16 protein-coding genes are annotated in these 15,564 nt (G+C 63.4%); 7 read left to right on the top strand and 9 right to left on the bottom strand.

Annotated elements, in window-relative coordinates; translation table 11 throughout:
- Nucleotides 1-82: 82 nt before the first annotated feature.
- Nucleotides 83-772, top strand: coding sequence for an HAD family hydrolase (locus tag AB843_RS06870; RefSeq protein ID WP_048646054.1), 690 nt, complete (start codon nt 83-85; stop codon nt 770-772).
- A gap of 16 nt (nt 773-788) precedes the next feature.
- Here AB843_RS06870 and AB843_RS06865 read toward each other — a convergent pair whose 3' ends face one another.
- Nucleotides 789-1,364, bottom strand: a complete 576-nt coding sequence (locus tag AB843_RS06865) for a hypothetical protein (RefSeq protein WP_048646053.1) — start codon at nt 1,362-1,364, stop codon at nt 789-791.
- Nucleotides 1,365-1,605: 241 nt separating this feature from the next.
- Here AB843_RS06865 and thrC point away from each other — a divergent pair, with 241 nt between their 5' ends.
- From thrC to AB843_RS06845, 4 genes are all read left to right on the top strand, one after another.
- Nucleotides 1,606-3,003, top strand: coding sequence for a threonine synthase (gene thrC / locus AB843_RS06860; RefSeq protein ID WP_048646139.1), 1,398 nt, complete (start codon nt 1,606-1,608; stop codon nt 3,001-3,003).
- Between the two features lie 24 nt (nt 3,004-3,027).
- The gene (locus AB843_RS06855) at nt 3,028-4,320 is read left to right on the top strand and encodes a M16 family metallopeptidase (RefSeq protein WP_048646052.1); all 1,293 of its coding nucleotides are present in this window, start codon (nt 3,028-3,030) and stop codon (nt 4,318-4,320) included.
- Nucleotides 4,321-4,336: 16 nt separating this feature from the next.
- Nucleotides 4,337-4,927, top strand: a complete 591-nt coding sequence (locus tag AB843_RS06850; protein ID WP_048646051.1) for a GNAT family N-acetyltransferase — start codon at nt 4,337-4,339, stop codon at nt 4,925-4,927.
- Between the two features lie 119 nt (nt 4,928-5,046).
- Nucleotides 5,047-7,935: a sensor domain-containing phosphodiesterase gene (locus AB843_RS06845; protein WP_048646050.1), complete on the top strand. Its 2,889-nt coding sequence runs from the start codon at nt 5,047-5,049 to the stop codon at nt 7,933-7,935.
- Between the two features lie 52 nt (nt 7,936-7,987).
- Here AB843_RS06845 and AB843_RS06840 read toward each other — a convergent pair whose 3' ends face one another.
- Nucleotides 7,988-8,566, bottom strand: coding sequence for a YqgE/AlgH family protein (locus tag AB843_RS06840; protein WP_425286797.1), 579 nt, complete (start codon nt 8,564-8,566; stop codon nt 7,988-7,990).
- 177 nt (nt 8,567-8,743) lie between these two features.
- On the opposite strand from AB843_RS06840, the gene AB843_RS06835 reads away from it, so the two are divergent.
- On the top strand, nt 8,744-9,541 hold the full coding sequence (locus tag AB843_RS06835) for a protein-disulfide reductase DsbD domain-containing protein (protein WP_048646048.1): 798 nt from the start codon (nt 8,744-8,746) through the stop codon (nt 9,539-9,541).
- 48 nt (nt 9,542-9,589) lie between these two features.
- Nucleotides 9,590-10,075: a peroxiredoxin gene (locus AB843_RS06830; RefSeq protein ID WP_048646047.1), complete on the top strand. Its 486-nt coding sequence runs from the start codon at nt 9,590-9,592 to the stop codon at nt 10,073-10,075.
- Nucleotides 10,076-10,103: 28 nt separating this feature from the next.
- On the opposite strand, the gene rnhA is transcribed toward AB843_RS06830, so the two are convergent.
- The 7 genes from rnhA to AB843_RS06795 form a co-directional block, all read right to left on the bottom strand.
- The gene (gene rnhA / locus AB843_RS06825; protein WP_048646046.1) at nt 10,104-10,547 is read right to left on the bottom strand and encodes a ribonuclease HI; all 444 of its coding nucleotides are present in this window, start codon (nt 10,545-10,547) and stop codon (nt 10,104-10,106) included.
- Nucleotides 10,544-11,512: a homoserine kinase gene (locus tag AB843_RS06820; protein WP_048646045.1), complete on the bottom strand. Its 969-nt coding sequence runs from the start codon at nt 11,510-11,512 to the stop codon at nt 10,544-10,546. The genes rnhA and AB843_RS06820 overlap by 4 nt, the downstream gene beginning before the upstream one ends.
- Nucleotides 11,513-11,516: 4 nt before the next feature.
- A complete protein-coding gene (gene ispH / locus AB843_RS06815) occupies nt 11,517-12,545 on the bottom strand; it encodes a 4-hydroxy-3-methylbut-2-enyl diphosphate reductase (RefSeq protein WP_048646044.1) in 1,029 nt (342 codons plus the stop codon).
- Between the two features lie 49 nt (nt 12,546-12,594).
- Nucleotides 12,595-13,356: an SURF1 family protein gene (locus tag AB843_RS06810; RefSeq protein WP_048646043.1), complete on the bottom strand. Its 762-nt coding sequence runs from the start codon at nt 13,354-13,356 to the stop codon at nt 12,595-12,597.
- On the bottom strand, nt 13,356-13,778 hold the full coding sequence (locus tag AB843_RS06805; protein ID WP_048646042.1) for a DUF983 domain-containing protein: 423 nt from the start codon (nt 13,776-13,778) through the stop codon (nt 13,356-13,358). Before AB843_RS06805 ends, AB843_RS06810 begins: the two co-directional genes overlap by 1 nt.
- 286 nt (nt 13,779-14,064) lie before the next feature.
- Nucleotides 14,065-14,946, bottom strand: coding sequence for a cytochrome c oxidase subunit 3 (locus AB843_RS06800; RefSeq protein ID WP_048646041.1), 882 nt, complete (start codon nt 14,944-14,946; stop codon nt 14,065-14,067).
- 1 nt (nt 14,947) lies between these two features.
- Nucleotides 14,948-15,562: a cytochrome c oxidase assembly protein gene (locus tag AB843_RS06795; RefSeq protein ID WP_048646040.1), complete on the bottom strand. Its 615-nt coding sequence runs from the start codon at nt 15,560-15,562 to the stop codon at nt 14,948-14,950.
- Nucleotides 15,563-15,564: the final 2 nt, after the last annotated feature.

Genomic DNA, 15,564 nt, shown 5'->3' with positions numbered 1-15,564 from the left:
ACGCCGGTTGCTTTCAAGGCGGCTTCGGGGCTATGCCCGGGGCCGCCTTTTTTGTTTCTCCCATCGCGCCATAGGTTTCGCCATGCCCGCACCCGATCTCGTCATCTTTGATTGCGATGGCGTACTCATCGATTCAGAGATCATCGCCGCACGCGTGGAAGCCCGCTTGCTGACAGAGGCGGGCGTCGAAATCACCGCCGAAGAGTTGGCCGAGCGCTATGCCGGCCTGACCTTCAAGGATATCCTCCTGTCGATCGAGAAGAACGCGGAGACGCCCCTGCAGGCGTCATTGATCGACCTGGCGGAAGCGGAAGTCGACAAGAAGCTCAAGACCGACATTCGCGCCGTCGAGGGCGCCCATGAGGCGGTCGCCGGCGTCGCAGGCAAGAAATGCATCTGCTCGAATTCGAGCCGCGCCCGCCTCGAAGCCACATTGACCAGGACGCGGCTGCTGCCGCTGTTCAGCGGTCACGTCTATTCGTCGCTCGACACGCCGTCGAAGCTTCCCAAGCCAGCGCCGGACGTTTTCCTGTTCGCTGCCAGGGCGCTGGATGCCGATCCGGCGTGCTGTTTCGTCATCGAGGATTCCGTGCACGGCGTGGCCGGCGCCAAGGCCGCCGGCATGCGGGTCATCGGCTTTACCGGTGGCGCGCACATCCAGCCCGGCCATGCGGACCGGCTGATGGAGGCCGGCGCGGAAACGGTGATCCACCGCTTCCGAGATCTGAGCGGCGTCCTCGCCGCGTTGTCGGAATGGGACGGCGCCGTCTGACCAGCGGAGACTTCAATCAGCGTTTGCCGGTGGGGCCTTCATCATAGCCGACGATCACCTGGATGCTGCGATCAGCTTGACCGGGTACGACGATGTCCGGATCGTTGAAGATGAACTGCGTCGCGCCGGCGGTTTCGCTGATCACCACATTGTGCTGGAACAGCTTCGAATAGACGACCTGGTCGTCGCGCAGCACGGCAACGCGGATCGGCATGGTGACGGAGCCCGTGGTGCCGACCGGTCCTGGAACCACCCTGCCGGCAACGGCAACCGTCATGCCGAATGAGCCGGCATTGTGACGGCATGTACGCGTCACGTCGCTGATCGAAGCCTGGTAGATGAGCTTGCTCGCATCATCCTGCGCGCCCTTTTGATAGGTGCGGAAGAACGACGTGCCCTCGCGCAGCACGGCCGGAGGGCAATAGGCCCTCAATTCGCTCTCGCGCACGACGTCAGGCGACGTTTCCGCGCTCTGTGCAGCGTCTTGCTTGCCCGCATCGAGGGCGCCGAGCGTCTCGCCGGACTGGCAGCCCGACACGACGGCGATAACGGAAAACAGGATGGAATTGACTAAAAGACGATGGTTGATCAAGTGACACGCCCCGTAAAACTGCACGACCCTCAAGCGAAGCTGGAACCATCTGACAGATTTTGCGGCCAAACGCCAATCAACCCGTCAGTTCCAATCGATTTCCGCACATGACGGGTGGAAAACCGGTTCCCACCCGTCCAAAACATGCTCTATACCAAACCCGCGGCCAGAATGCGACGGGCTCCTGGCATTTGCTAAGGCCGCTCTCCCTCGCAGTCATGAGGCAAAGCGACGAATGGCGATAGACTACATCAGTACGCGCGGCAATGCGCCGGCGCTCGGTTTTTGCGATGCGATGCTGGCCGGGCTGGCGCGCGACGGCGGGCTCTACGTACCGCGTGAATGGCCGGAATTTTCCGCCGAGGATATTCGCGCCATGCGCGGCCTTTCCTATGCCGAGATCGCCTTTCGCGTGCTCAACCCCTTCATCGGTGGCGAGATCGAGCCCGCGACTTTGCGTCGCATCATCGAGGAAAGCTACGCCACGTTTCGGCATCCCGCCGTTTGCCCGCTGGTGCAGACCGGGCCGAACGAGTTCATTCTGGAACTGTTTCATGGCCCGACCCTCGCCTTCAAGGATGTGGCGATGCAATTGCTCGCCCGGCTGATGGACCATGTGCTGGCGAAACGAGATGCGCGGGTGACGATCGTCGGCGCCACGTCCGGCGACACGGGCGGAGCGGCGATCGAGGCCTTCGCCGGCACCGAACGCGCCGATGTGTTCATCCTGTTTCCCGAAGGCCGCGTCTCGCCGGTGCAGCAGCGCCAGATGACGACCTCGTCCGCCGCCAATGTCCACGCGCTCGCCGTGGAAGGCAATTTCGATGATTGCCAGGCGCTGCTGAAGGACATGTTCAACGACCATCGCTTCCGCGATCGCGTTTCGCTGTCGGGCGTCAACTCCATCAACTGGGCGCGCGTGATGGCGCAGATCGTCTATTATTTCTCGGCCGCCGTGTCGCTCGGCGCGCCGGACCGGGATGTCTCATTCACCGTGCCGACCGGCAATTTCGGCGACATCTTCGCCGGATACGCCGCCAAGCGGATGGGCCTGCCGATCGACCGGCTGGTCGTCGCCACCAACGACAACGACATTCTGGCGCGGGCGCTGGCCACGGGCGATTACGCGACGCGCGACGTCATCGCCACCACCTCTCCGTCGATGGACATCCAGGTGTCGTCGAATTTCGAACGCCTGCTGTTCTTCGCCTCGGGCGAGAACGCCGACGAAATCCGCCGCTGCATGGACATGCTCAAGCAGGCGGGCAGCTTCTCCATCGCCGCCGATACGCTGGCAGCGATCCGCGCCGACTTCGTCGCGCAAAGCTCCACCATGGAAGAGACTGCGGCGACCATCCGCGAGGTTCGCGCGTCAAGCGGCTATCTGCTCGATCCACACACGGCGACCGGCGTCAAGGTCGCGCGCGGGATGGATTCTTCGGCGACGCCGATGGTCGTCCTGGCGACGGCGCATCCGGCGAAATTCCCGCAGGCCGTGCTGGCGGCAAGCGGCGTCGTGCCGGTGCTCCCCTCATGGCTCGACGGGCTGATGGAGAAGGAAGAGTCCTTTACGGTCCTTCCATCAAATCTAAAAATGATAGAAGATCACATAAATCGCCGCGCAAGGGCGGCACGTTGAATCAGTTCTGGGAGTAACGTCAATATGGGTGTTGAGGTAAGCCGTCTGTCGAACGGCCTGACGGTAGCAACCGAAACCCTGCCGCATCTGGAAACCGTCGCGCTGGGCATCTGGGTCAAATCCGGATCGCGCAACGAGTATGACAATGAGCACGGCATCGCGCATCTGCTCGAGCACATGGCCTTCAAGGGCACGAGCAAGCGAACGGCACGGCAGATCGCCACGGACATCGAGGATGTCGGCGGCGAGATCAACGCGGCTACCAGCGTCGAGACGACGGCCTTCTACGCCCGCGTGCTGAGCGCCGACATGCCGCTTGCCGTCGACATTCTCGCCGACATCCTGATGGATTCGAAGTTCGATCCGCGCGAATTGGAGCGCGAGCAGCATGTCATCCTGCAGGAAATCGGCGCCGCCCACGACGTGCCCGACGACATTGTCTTCGACCGCTTCACCGAGACAGCGTTCCGCCACCAGGCCATCGGGCGATCGGTGCTTGGGACACCCGAAACGGTTCAGTCCTTCACCTCAGAGCAGTTACGTGGCTTTCTCGAACGGCAATACTCCGCCGACCGCATGGTCATCGTGGCGGCCGGCGGTTTGAAGCACGACGATTTCGTTCGCGAGATCGAAGATCGTCTGGGCAGCTTCCGCAGCAAGGCCGCAGGCGTCATGCCGCAATACGCGAACTATGTCGGCGGCGACTATCGCGAACACCGCGACCTGATGGATGCGCAGATCATCCTCGGCTTCGAGGGGCGCGCCTATCATGTGCGCGATTTCTATGCCTCGCAGGTGCTGTCGTCGATCCTCGGCGGCGGCATGTCCTCGCGCCTGTTCCAGGAAGTGCGCGAGAAGCACGGGCTGTGCTACTCGATCTATGCCTTCCATTGGGGCTTCTCCGACACGGGCATTTTCGGCGTCCACGCGGCGACCGGCAAGGAGGATATCGAGGCGCTCGTGCCGCTCATTCTCGGCGAATTGCAGAAGGCCGGCCAGCAGATCGGCCAGGACGAACTCGACCGCGCCCGCGCGCAGTATCGCGCCGGCCTGATGATGGCGCGCGAGAATCCGGCGAGCCGCGCCTCGCAGATCGCCCGGCAGCTTCTGCTTTACGGCCGCCCCATCGATGTCGACGAGCTGATGGACCGTTTGTCGAACCTCACCGTCGACCGGCTGACCGATCTGTCGGCGCGCCTGTTCACGTCGAAGCCGACCGTCACCGCGATAGGTCCCGTGGGTACGCTTGCGCCGTTCGAGGCAATCCAGGACGCGCTGGCCGATCAGGGATCCATGCCGCGCAAGCTCGCCGTCTAGGCTCAACGGGCAGATAATGCTGGACGTACCCTTCTTCCGCCGCCCACCCCCGGCGCTCAAGGGTGAACGCGTGTTTCTGCGCATGCCGGTGATGGGCGATCACGCCGAATGGGCGGCACTGCGCAATGAAAGCCGTTCCTTTCTGGAACCCTGGGAACCGCGCTGGGCGCCGGACGAATTGTCCAGGGGCGCGTTCCGGCAAAGGCTGCGGCGCTATCGCGGCGAGTTCGACCAGGGCACGGGTGTCGCCTTTTTTCTTTTCGACGCCCGCAGCGAAACGCTGACCGGCGGCATCACCCTGTCGAACATCCGCCGCGGCGTCGCCCAGACGGGCAGTATCGGATACTGGATGGGACAGCGCTATGCGGGCCAGGGCATGATGCTCGACGCCATTCGCCTGGTGATTCCCTTCGCCTTCGATACGTTGCGGTTGCACCGTCTCGAGGCCGCCTGTATTCCAGATAATGATCGTTCGGTGGGCTTACTTGAAAAAGCCGGATTTCAGCGCGAAGGCCTTCTCAAATCCTATCTCAGGATCAATGGTTCTTGGCGCGATCACTATCTCTATGCGTTGGTTGCCGGGGAGCATCGTGTGCCTGCATTATAGCATTTTGCAGTCAGGTGGAATCACCTGACATCCGCATAAATGCAGAGAAACAAAAAGGATAGAGCGTCCTTGTGCGTCCGAATGGATGCGCGGCGCTCTAGAAGAACGGGGCTGATTTATTGTCGCGATCCCAAATCCACGCATTCCTGGCGACAATCCTTGCCGCATTGATTCTCCTTACGGCGGCCTCCACGACAGCCTCTGCCATCGAACCGATCAAGATCGCCCGCGACGACGTGGCGCTCGATCTGTCGAAAGCCGTAGAGATTCACCGCGGCCAGGGGGATGTGTTCCAGGTGTCCACCGCACCTGATGTGGACGGCATCGTGCGCCGCATCGAGGTGGAGGCGCAGGACGCGCGCTCGACCGGTGACTGGGCGGTCTTCGCGCTCGCCAACACGACCGAGCAGCAGCTCGACCGGCTGATCGTCGCGCCGCATTTCCGTCTCGTCGGCTCGGGTCTGTTCTGGCCCGACCTCGGCTCGCAGCGCATCGCCGCCATCACGCCGAGCGCCGGCTTCACGCTCGACCGGCAGGAAAGCCCCGACGCCGACGAATTCCTGGTCACGCTCAATCCCGGCTCCGTCGTCACCTTCGTCGCCGAACTGTCGTCGCCCAATCTTCCGCAGGTCTATCTGTGGGATCCGGCCTCCTACAAGGACACGGTCAACGCCTACACGCTGTTTCGCGGCATCGTCATCGGCATTGCCGGCCTGCTCGCCCTGTTCCTGACCATTCTTTTCGTCGTCAAGGGAACGTCCATGTTCCCCGCCACGGCAGCACTTGCCTGGGCGGTGCTTGCCTACATCTCCATCGATTTCGGCTTCCTCAACAAGGTCATCGAGATATCGCCCGGCAATGAGCAGATATGGCGCGCCGGCACCGAGGTCGGGCTGGCGGCGACCCTGGTGGTGTTCCTGTTCGCCTATCTCAATTTGAACCGCTGGCACGACCATTTCAGCTACGGCGTGCTTGCCTGGATCCTCGGCTTGGTGATCATCGCCGGCTTCGCCATCATCGACCCCGCGGCGTCGGCCGGCATTGCCCGCCTGTCCTTTGCCGCCACGGCGGTGATCGGCCTTTGCATCATCGTCTATCTCAGCCTGCAGGGCTATGACCGCGCCATCATGCTGGTGCCCAGCTGGGTGATGATCATCGCGTGGCTGGTCGGATCATGGATGGCGATCACGGGCGCGCTGGACAACGACATCGTGCAGCCGGCCATCGGCGGCGGGCTGATCCTGATCATCCTCTTGATCGGCTTCACGGTCATGCAGCACGCCTTTGCCGGCGGCGCCCTGTTCCAGGGCCTGTTCAGCGACATGGAGCGCCAGGCGCTGGCGATCACCGGCTCGGGCGACGTGGTGTGGGATTGGGACGTGGCGCGCGACCGCGTCATCACGCGGCCCGACGTCAGCAAGCAGCTCGGCCTGCCCGCCGGCAGCCTGAACGGCCCGGCGCGCAACTGGCTGTCGCTGCTGCACACGGACGACCGCGACACGTTCCGCACGACGCTCGACGTGGTGCTCGAGCACCGGCGCGGCCGCATCTCGCAGAGTTTCCGCCTGCGCGGCGCCGATGGGCACTATCACTGGTTCGCGCTCCGGGCTCGGCCGGTGATCGGTTCCGACGGGCAGATCATCCGCTGCGTCGGCACCATGGTCGACGTCACCGAGCAGAAGAAGGCAGAGGAGCGCCTGCTGCACGATGCCGTGCACGACAACCTCACCGGCCTGCCGAGCCGCGAATTGTTCCTCAACCGGCTCGACGCGATCATCGCCATCGCGCGCACCGAGCAGAAGGTGCGGCCGACCGTCTTCGTGATCGACATCGACCGCTTCAAGCAGGTCAATGACGAGCTTGGCATATCGGTCGGCGACACGATCCTCCTGACCATCGCGCGGCGCCTGCACAGGCTTTTGAAGCCGCGCGATTCCCTGTCCCGGCTGTCCGGCGACCAGTTCGCCATGATCCTCCTTTCCGAGCAGGAGCCGGCGCGCATCGCCGCCGTGGCCGACGCGGTGAAACAGGCGATCCGCACGCCCGTCACCTTCGCCCGGCGCGAGATCGTCCTGACGCCGTCCATCGGCCTCATCTCGTGGACCTCGGCGCAAGCGTCGGCCGAAGAGATGCTGAAGGATGCCGAGCTGGCCATGTACCAGGCCAAGCGTTTCGGCGGCGACCGGATCGAGCCCTTCCGGCCCGCCTTCCGCTCGATCGGCAACAACCGGCTGCGCGTCGAATCCGATCTCCGGCGCGCCATCGAGCGTTCCGAGATGAAGCTCGCCTACCAGCCGATCATTCGTCTTTCGGACCAATCCATCGCCGGCTTCGAAGCGCTTCTGCGCTGGGAGCATCCACGGCGCGGCACGGTGGCGCCGGCGGATTTCATCCCGGTCGCCGAAAGCTCCGGGCTGATCGTGCCGCTCGGCCTGTTCGCAATGCAGCAGGCGGCCGAAGACCTCTACCGCTGGCAGAAGCAGGTCGGCGACCTGCCGCTGTTCATGTCGGTCAATCTTTCCAGCCGCCAGCTGATCCGCCGCGATCTCGTCGGCGACGTCCGCTCGGTCATCGCCCGCTCCGGCATCCAGCCCGGCAGCTTCCGGCTCGAGCTGACGGAATCGCTGGTGATGGACAATCCCGAGCAATCGGCGCACGTCCTGCAGAAGCTGAAGCAGATCGGCATCGGCCTGTCGCTCGACGATTTCGGCACCGGCTATTCGTCGCTGTCCTATCTGTCGAGCTTCCCCTTCGACACGATCAAGATCGACAAGAGCTTTCTGGAAGACACGACGCCCAGAGGCATCGTGCTGGTTCGTTCCATGGTCAAGATGGCACAGGAACTGGGGCTTTCCGTCGTGGCGGAAGGCGTTGCCGACGAGCACGATGCCGAGCAGCTCAAGCAGATGGGCTGCGAGTATGTGCAGAGCTTCCTGTTCGGCCTGCCCGAGAGCGCCGATGGGATCCAGAAGCTCCTGTTCGAGCAGACGACGGCCGCCAAGGCCTGAGCAACGCCCGGCCGACAGGCATCATGTTGCGGGGTTCGGATGAACGCGCGCGTCAGGCGTGGCCGGCAACCTGGCTCAAATGGGCGGCGTCGATGCCGATGGCGGCCAGCACACCGTCATACTTCCGCTCGATCTCGCCTTCGAACAGAAGCTCCGGCGTCGCCGGGCAGGTCAACCAGCCATTCTCGCCGATCTCGTTCTCGAGCTGCCCCGCGCCCCAGCCGGCATAGCCGAGCGCCATCAGCGCGTGGCGCGGTCCCTGGCCCATCGAAATTGCCCGCAGCATGTCGACCGTCGCCGTCAGGCAGATGCTTTCGGAGACGGGCATCGACGATTCGACCATCACATCGTCCGTGTGCAGCACGAAACCGCGGCTGCGGTCGACCGGCCCGCCATTGCGGACAGGAAGATCGCGCGCTTCGCGCGGCAGGCGGATCGCCTCCTGCTGGTCGAGAATGCCCAGCTGCACGAGAATGTCGGGAAACGCCAATTGCTGCGGCCGATTGATGATCAGTCCCATCGCGCCGTCTTCGCCGTGCGCGCACAGATAGATCACGGACCGCGAGAACCGCTCGTCGCGCATGCCCGGCATGGCGATCAGGAAATGGTTTTCCAGATAGGGGGCGGACATCGCATCCCCGGCGTGCTTCTCAATGCTCATTCGCCGAGCGTAGCGCGTTTCAATGATGCTTGAAAGACGGATGTGCCTGCTTCCCGCCAGACGCCGCAGGCCACGCTCACGCATTTATGAAGGACCGCGCGCGATCGTCGCGTTGCCTTTGGCCGCAAGGCCCGGCAATGTCCGCGCATGATCAGGCGCCTCAGTTTCATCCTGCCGCTTCTGGCGGCCCACCCGGCGCTCGCCGCCTCCAGCCAATGGCAGGCCAGCGAGGGCGGTTCCGTGCGCATCGTCACCAGCGGACTGCCTGACGATCAGGGTCGCCTGCGCGGCGCGCTCGACATCAAGCTGAAACCGGGATGGAAGACCTATTGGAGCAATCCCGGCCCGTCAGGCATTCCGCCGGCGATCGAGCTGTCGCGCAGCCCACACATCAAATCCGCCGAACTGGCGTTTCCGGCCCCCGTGCGGGTGCATGACGGCGGCACGCAATGGGCCGGTTACAAGCAGTCCGTCCGCCTGCCGGTGACCTTCACGCTCGACAAGGCCGACGCCGTGACGCTCGTCGACGTCGATGTGTTTCTCGGCATTTGCGAGACGATCTGTATCCCGTTCCAGGCGTCGTTCACCTTCGACCCCGGCGCCGACGCGGACAACCAGAGCGATGCCTTCACCGTGCAGATGGCACATGCCGCCCTGCCCGCTCCGGCAAGCGACGCCTTCGGCATCAAGGCGGTCAGGCGCGAGGGCAGCAAGCTGATGCTCGAGACGAGCCTGCCGCGGGAGGTGCAGAACGCCGAGCTGTTCATCGATCACGAAAAGAGCCATCTGTTCGGCACGCCGACCCTTTTGCGCCAGGAAACCGGTGGGGCGGAGTTTGCTGTTGAAATCTTCGCCGCGCCCAAAGATGTGCTTGCGCAAAGCTGGCTGCGTTATACGCTTGTCGCCGATGGCCAGTCCGTCACGGGGCGGATCGAACTTCCCTGAAGGCCATCGTTATTTTAGTTTTTATTTTTTAAACAGGAGATTGTCTGAATGAGCATTTCAGTTGGCAAGCGTATTCCCGAAGCGCCCTTGAAGCAGGTCGGCCCCAATGGCCCGACGGATGTGTCCGCGCCGGATTTCTTCGCCGGTCGCAAAGTCGTCCTGTTTGGTGTGCCGGGCGCCTTCACACCCACCTGCAGCAACAGCCATCTGCCGGGTTTCGTCGAGAACCGCGACGCGATCCGCGCCCGTGGCGCCGATGAGATCGCCGTCATTTCGGTCAACGACCACCATGTCATGAAGGCATGGGCGGGCTTCACCGGCGCGCAGGAGCAGCTCACCTTCCTCGCCGACGGCAATGGCGATTTCACCCGCGCCCTCGGCCTCGACATCGATTTGTCGATGGGCGGGCTCGGCAATCGCTCGAAGCGCTATTCGATGATCGTCGAGGACGGGACTGTCACCGCCGTCAATGTCGAGGAGAACCCCGGCGAAGCGGTCACCAGCGGCGCGGCGCGCATTCTCGAACAGCTTTAGCTATTTTGGGGCAGGCTTGCTGCCTGCCTCACCTGCCGTTCTTGAACGGCGCCATGCCGGCGCGCGCCAGCGCGTCGGCTCTTTCGTTTTCGGGGTGGCCGGCATGCCCCTTGATCCAGTGCCAGTTGATCTTGTGGCGTCGCCGCGCCTCGTCCAGCGCCTGCCACAGCTCGGTGTTCTTCACCGGCTTCTTCGCCGCCGTCTTCCAGCCATTGCGCTTCCAGCCCTCGATCCAGCCGGAAATGCCGTCACGCACATAGACGCTGTCGGTGTAGAGATCGACCGCGCATGGCCGCTTCAGCGCATTCAGCGCTTCGATCGCCGCCTGCAACTCCATGCGGTTGTTGGTCGTATCGGCTTCGCCGCCGGAGAGTTCCTTTTCCGTGCCGTTATGGCGCAGCAGCGCGCCCCAACCGCCAGGCCCCGGATTGCCCGAACAGGCCCCATCGGTGAAAATTTCCACTGTCGTCACGTGATGCCGATCCCGTATTCCGAAGGTGAAGTGATCTGCCGGTGAAAGCGCACACGGCGCACATATTCCATCGGGTCGCGCTTGTTCACCAGCGCGCCGTCGGGGATGGTCAGCCAGTCATACAGCCGGGTCAGCATGAAGCGCAGCGCCGCGCCGCGCGCCAGAAGCGGCAGCGCCTCGATTTCACGTGGCTCGAGCGGCCGGATCTCCTGATAGCCCGCCAGCAAAGCCGTGCCCTTGGTCAGATTGTAGGAGCCATCCTTCTCAAAGCACCAGGCGTTGAGGCAGGTGGCGACGTCATAGACCAGGAGGTCGTTGCAGGCGAAATAGAAATCGATGATGCCCGACACCTCCCCGCCAAGGAAGAAGACATTGTCGGGGAACAGGTCGGCGTGAATGATGCCGGTCGGCAGGCCACGCGGCCAGTCATGGCCAAGGGCGGCCAGATCCGCCTCCACTTCATCGCTCAGCCCCGGCTCGACCTCGTCGGCGCGTGGCGCGGCCTTGTCCCACAGCGCGCGCCAGTCTTCCAGCGTCAGGGCATTGGGCCGCGATAGCGGGAAATCGCGCGCCGCCAGGTGCAGCCCTGCAATGGCCCGCCCGACCTGGCGGCAATGCTGAGGCGTCGGCCGCCTGAGCCACATGCCCTCAAGGAAGGTGATCAGGGCCGCCGGCCTGCCGGCGATCTCGCTGATGACCGCCCCATCGCGTCGGCGCACCGGCAGCGGGCACGAGACGCCGTTCTGCGCCAGATGCTCCATCAGGCCGAGGAAGAACGGCAAATCGGCCTTGTCGACCCGCCGCTCGTAGAGCGTCAGGATGAAGGCCGCCTTCGAGGTGTGCAGCAGGTAGTTGGAATTCTCCGATCCCTCGGCAATGCCCTTGTAGGACAGCAACTCGCCGGCATCGTAATCGCCAAGCAGGGCTTCGAGCTCGATCTCGGAAATATCCGTGTAGACAGCCATGATCTCAGGCGTTTCCGTTGACGAAGGCCATGTCGGCATTGGTCAGCTCGACGTCGCGCAGGACGCGCATGACGGGGAAATTCTCGGTCTCCTCCGCCGTCACGGCGAGGTCGACCGTGACGGCGTAACGCGCGGCGAAGGCATCGATGATCTCGTTGACGATGATCTCCGGTGCGGAAGCGCCGGCCGAAAGGCCAAGCACGCCGATCTCACCAATCTCGTCCCAGGGGATTTCAGAGGCGCGCTGGACGAGAAGCGATTTCTTCGCCCCCGCCCGCTCGGCGACCTCGACCAGGCGGCGCGAATTGGATGAGTTCGGCGCCCCGACGATCAAAAACAGGTCGGCGCCGGGCGCGGCCATCTTCACCGCCTCCTGGCGATTGGTGGTGGCGTAGCAGATCGATTCGGCGGCCGGCGCCTGCAGCGCCGGAAACCGCCCCTCGAGCGCCTTCAGAATATCGGCCGTGTCCTCGACCGACAGCGTCGTCTGGCTGACGAAGCCGAGTTCGACGCCCTCGGGCGGGGTCAGCGCCAGAGCACGCTCGACCGTCTCTACCAGGGTGACCGCGCCGTCGGGCAATTGCCCCATCGTGCCGATCACCTCGGGGTGGCCCGCATGGCCGATCAAGAGCACATGGCGGCCGAGGCGATGATGGCGCATGGCCTGCTTGTGCACCTTCGAGACGAGCGGACAGGTCGCGTCGAGATAGAAGAGATTGCGCGAAACGGCGTCGGCCGGCACGGATTTCGGCACTCCATGGGCGGAAAAGACCACCGGGCATTCGCGATGATCCTCGGGGATCTCGCTCAGTTCCTCGATGAACACCGCACCGCGTTCCTGCAAGCCCTCGACCACGTAGCGGTTGTGGACGATCTCATGGCGGACATAGACCGGCGCACCGTATTTCTTCAGCGCCAGGACGACGATCTGGATGGCGCGGTCGACGCCCGCGCAGAAACCGCGCGGCCCGCAAAGCCGCACCGTCAGTTTCCGATCCGGGAGTTTCCGTCGGGTTTTGTCCACCGCCGTCATTGCTTGTCCTTTGTTCGTGGCCGGAATTGGGGGCGATGTGCGGCCGATGTCAAGAGCGCGCGCGATTTCGCCGCCACCAGAAAAACAGCACACCGCACAGAGCGGCCGCCAACCCGTACCAGGTGACGGCGTATTGCAGATGGCTGTTCGGCAGATCGACCAGCGTGACGCCGCCCACCGGCAGGCCACCGGGATTGGGCACGTCACCGGCGTCAAGGTAGAACGGCAGGAATTCTCTGCCGTCCGGCAGGCCGGCGGTCGATGCCATCACGCCCATGTCCTTCCAGTAGAAGACGTTCTTGCCCACATCATTGTCGGGAACGATGGAAGAAGGCTTTTCGGTCGGCGCACTGCGCGCCAGCCCGGCAATGCGCACCCCGCCGACGATCTGCCCCTCGCCGCGTGTTTCCGCGTTCTTGTGGTCGTAGGGCACGAAACCGCGATTGACAAATATGTAGCGGCCATCAGCCAATTTCAGCGGCGTGTGGATGAAAAAACCCGATTGCCCCTTCCAGGTCGCGAAATAATGCCGCTCGCCATCGTGGACGAAAGCGCCGCTGACGCGCAGCGGGCGGTACTCGATGTCGCCGCTTTCCGCATAGATGCGTTCCAAGGCGTCGAGGTCCACCGGCTGGGCGGCGATGCGTTCGTCGATGCGGGCAATGAGCGCTTCCTTCCACTGCAGGCGCTTGACCTGCCAGGTGCCGAGCGCCAGCAATGCCGCCAGCACCACCGCGCTCAGCAGCAACAACAGCCAGGTCAAGCTCGACCTGGAATCCTTTGCAGGCGAAGCCAGTAGCGGCTTTGTCATCAACGGTCCAGTTTCCCTTCGGCCGCCTTGTTGCGGTATTGCAGGGCGATCAGCAGCCCCTTGATGAGCCGCAGCGCCGTCAGCGACAGGATCAGCGTCAGTGGTATCCACAGCAGAAAATGGACCCACAGCGGCGGCCCCATCGAAACCTCCATCCACAGCGCCAGACCAACCACCAGAAAGCCGATGATGAGAATCACGAACACCGCCGGGCCGTCGCCCGCATCGGCGAAACCGTAATCGAGCCGGCAGTTCGAACATTCCGCGCCGACGCTCAGGAAGCCCGAGAAAAGACGCCCCTCGCCGCAGCGCGGGCAGCGCCCGCCAAGCCCGGCCGCAAACGCATCGACCGGCGGCCAGATCGCCTGGTCAACATCCCCGCCGGTTTTGCCCCCGACGCGCGGCTTGTCGCCATCTGCCATGTCCCATCCACTTTCTGCTGCGCCGCGTCACGGCACGCATTGCGCTTCGCAGCCTTCTATCACGAGCCGCGCCATGGGGTCGACGCCGCGCGATGCCGCAGCCGGTTCGCCCACACCCTATCGCCTCTAGATCACGATGGGTTAGAGCGGGATGCGGGCGGGAACCCGCTTCACACTTTTCCTCATCCCGCTTGAATGGCAGCATTTTGTTGCCGGACGCTCGATCGCGGCAAAGCAAAACGGCCGGGTTTCCCCGACCGTTTCGATACGCATATCAGGCTGGCGATCAGTGGGCGATGGTGGCACCCACCGAAGCCCAGACGTAGATGAAGGCGAAGAGGAACAGCCACACCACGTCGACGAAATGCCAGTACCAGGCGGCAGCCTCGAAGCCGAAATGCTGCTTCGGCGTAAAGTCGCCGCCCATGGCGCGCAGCAAGCAGACCAGCAGGAAGATCGTGCCGATCAGCACGTGGAAACCGTGGAAGCCGGTGGCCATGAAGAAGGTCGCGCCGTAGATCGAATCGGAGAACTGGAACGGCGCCTGCATGTATTCATAGACCTGCACACAGGAGAACAGCACGCCGAGCGCCACCGTCAGCGCCAGGCCCCAGACCAGGCCCTTGCGATCGTTCTCCAGAAGTGCGTGGTGCGCCCAGGTCACGGTCGTGCCGGAAAGCAGCAGGATGATCGTGTTGTAGAGCGGCAGGTGGAAGGGATCGAGCACCTCGATCCCCTGCGGCGGCCAGACACCGCCCGTATATTCTGTGCGCGCCACCTGAACCGCTTCGCCGGGGAACAGGCTGGCATCGAAGAACGCCCAGAACCAGGCGACGAAGAACATCAGCTCCGAAGCGATGAACATGATCATGCCGTAGCGCAGATGCAGCGAAACGACGCGCGTGTGATGCCCTTCACGCGCTTCCTTGATCGTGTCGCCCCACCACGAATACATGGTGAAGAGCACGATGAAGAGGCCGATCAGGAACAGCCAGAAATGCGTCGCCGCAAGATTCACGCCGAAGAGCGAGAAGTCGGCGCCGTTGACATTCTTCATCCAGGCGATGGCGCCGATCGCCATGACCAGTGAGCCGACCGACCCGACAAAGGGCCACGGGCTTGGATCAATGATGTGATAATCGTGCTTTTTTGCGTGCGCGTCGGCCATGTCAGCCCCCGAGATTGTCGTTCTGATTTGCGTTGATCTTCGGCGCGGCGGCAACCGGCGCCTTCTTCTCCAGAGGGAAGAATGTGTAGGAAAGGGTAATCGTCTTCAGGTCCTTCAACTCCGGCACTTTCACGATCGCCGGATCGACGAAAAACACCACGGGCATGTCATAGGACTGGCCCGGTTGCAACTCCTGTTCGGTGAAACAGAAGCATTCGACCTTGTTGAAATAGGCGCCGGCCTGCGGTGGCGAAACATTGAAAGTCGCCGTGCCGCTCGTCGCGCGATCGGCCAGATTGCGCGACATGTAGGAAATCTGCATCGTCTCGCCGATGCGCATCGACACCTCGCGCTGCACCGGCTTGAATTCCCACGGCACGCCGTTGGTGTTGGCATCGAAGCGGACGGTGATCTTGCGGTCGAGGATCGTGTCGGAATATTGCTCGACCCGCTGCGTCGTGCCGCCATAACCGGTCACCTGGCAGAACATCTGATAGAGCGGCACGGCCGCATAAGCCATGCCGACCATGCCGCCGACGACGGCCAGGCACAGAACCGCCGCATTGCGGTTTCTGCTTCCGTGTTCCCGATCTGCTTTCGTGTCGTTGCCGCTCATCC

The organism is Nitratireductor soli (assembly GCF_001050155.1).
Taxonomy (GTDB): Bacteria; Pseudomonadota; Alphaproteobacteria; order Rhizobiales; family Rhizobiaceae; genus Nitratireductor; species Nitratireductor soli.
The sequence above is the reverse complement of the archived record's forward strand: the minus strand, read 5'-3'. Positions and strand labels throughout refer to the sequence as shown.

Bases quoted from the DNA above. Each gene is read 5' to 3' on its own strand.
- AB843_RS06870 (WP_048646054.1), top strand. From the start codon at position 83: ATGCCCGCACCCGATCTCGTCATCTTTGATTGCGATGGCGTACTCATC.
- AB843_RS06855 (WP_048646052.1), top strand. From the start codon at position 3,028: ATGGGTGTTGAGGTAAGCCGTCTGTCGAACGGCCTGACGGTAGCAACC.
- AB843_RS06850 (WP_048646051.1), top strand. From the start codon at position 4,337: ATGCTGGACGTACCCTTCTTCCGCCGCCCACCCCCGGCGCTCAAGGGT.
- AB843_RS06840 (WP_425286797.1), bottom strand. From the start codon at position 8,566: ATGTCCGCCCCCTATCTGGAAAACCATTTCCTGATCGCCATGCCGGGC.
- AB843_RS06835 (WP_048646048.1), top strand. From the start codon at position 8,744: ATGATCAGGCGCCTCAGTTTCATCCTGCCGCTTCTGGCGGCCCACCCG.
- AB843_RS06830 (WP_048646047.1), top strand. From the start codon at position 9,590: ATGAGCATTTCAGTTGGCAAGCGTATTCCCGAAGCGCCCTTGAAGCAG.
- AB843_RS06820 (WP_048646045.1), bottom strand. From the start codon at position 11,512: ATGGCTGTCTACACGGATATTTCCGAGATCGAGCTCGAAGCCCTGCTT.
- ispH (WP_048646044.1), bottom strand. From the start codon at position 12,545: ATGACGGCGGTGGACAAAACCCGACGGAAACTCCCGGATCGGAAACTG.
- AB843_RS06810 (WP_048646043.1), bottom strand. From the start codon at position 13,356: ATGACAAAGCCGCTACTGGCTTCGCCTGCAAAGGATTCCAGGTCGAGC.
- AB843_RS06805 (WP_048646042.1), bottom strand. From the start codon at position 13,778: ATGGCAGATGGCGACAAGCCGCGCGTCGGGGGCAAAACCGGCGGGGAT.
- AB843_RS06800 (WP_048646041.1), bottom strand. From the start codon at position 14,946: ATGGCCGACGCGCACGCAAAAAAGCACGATTATCACATCATTGATCCA.
- AB843_RS06795 (WP_048646040.1), bottom strand. From the start codon at position 15,562: ATGAGCGGCAACGACACGAAAGCAGATCGGGAACACGGAAGCAGAAAC.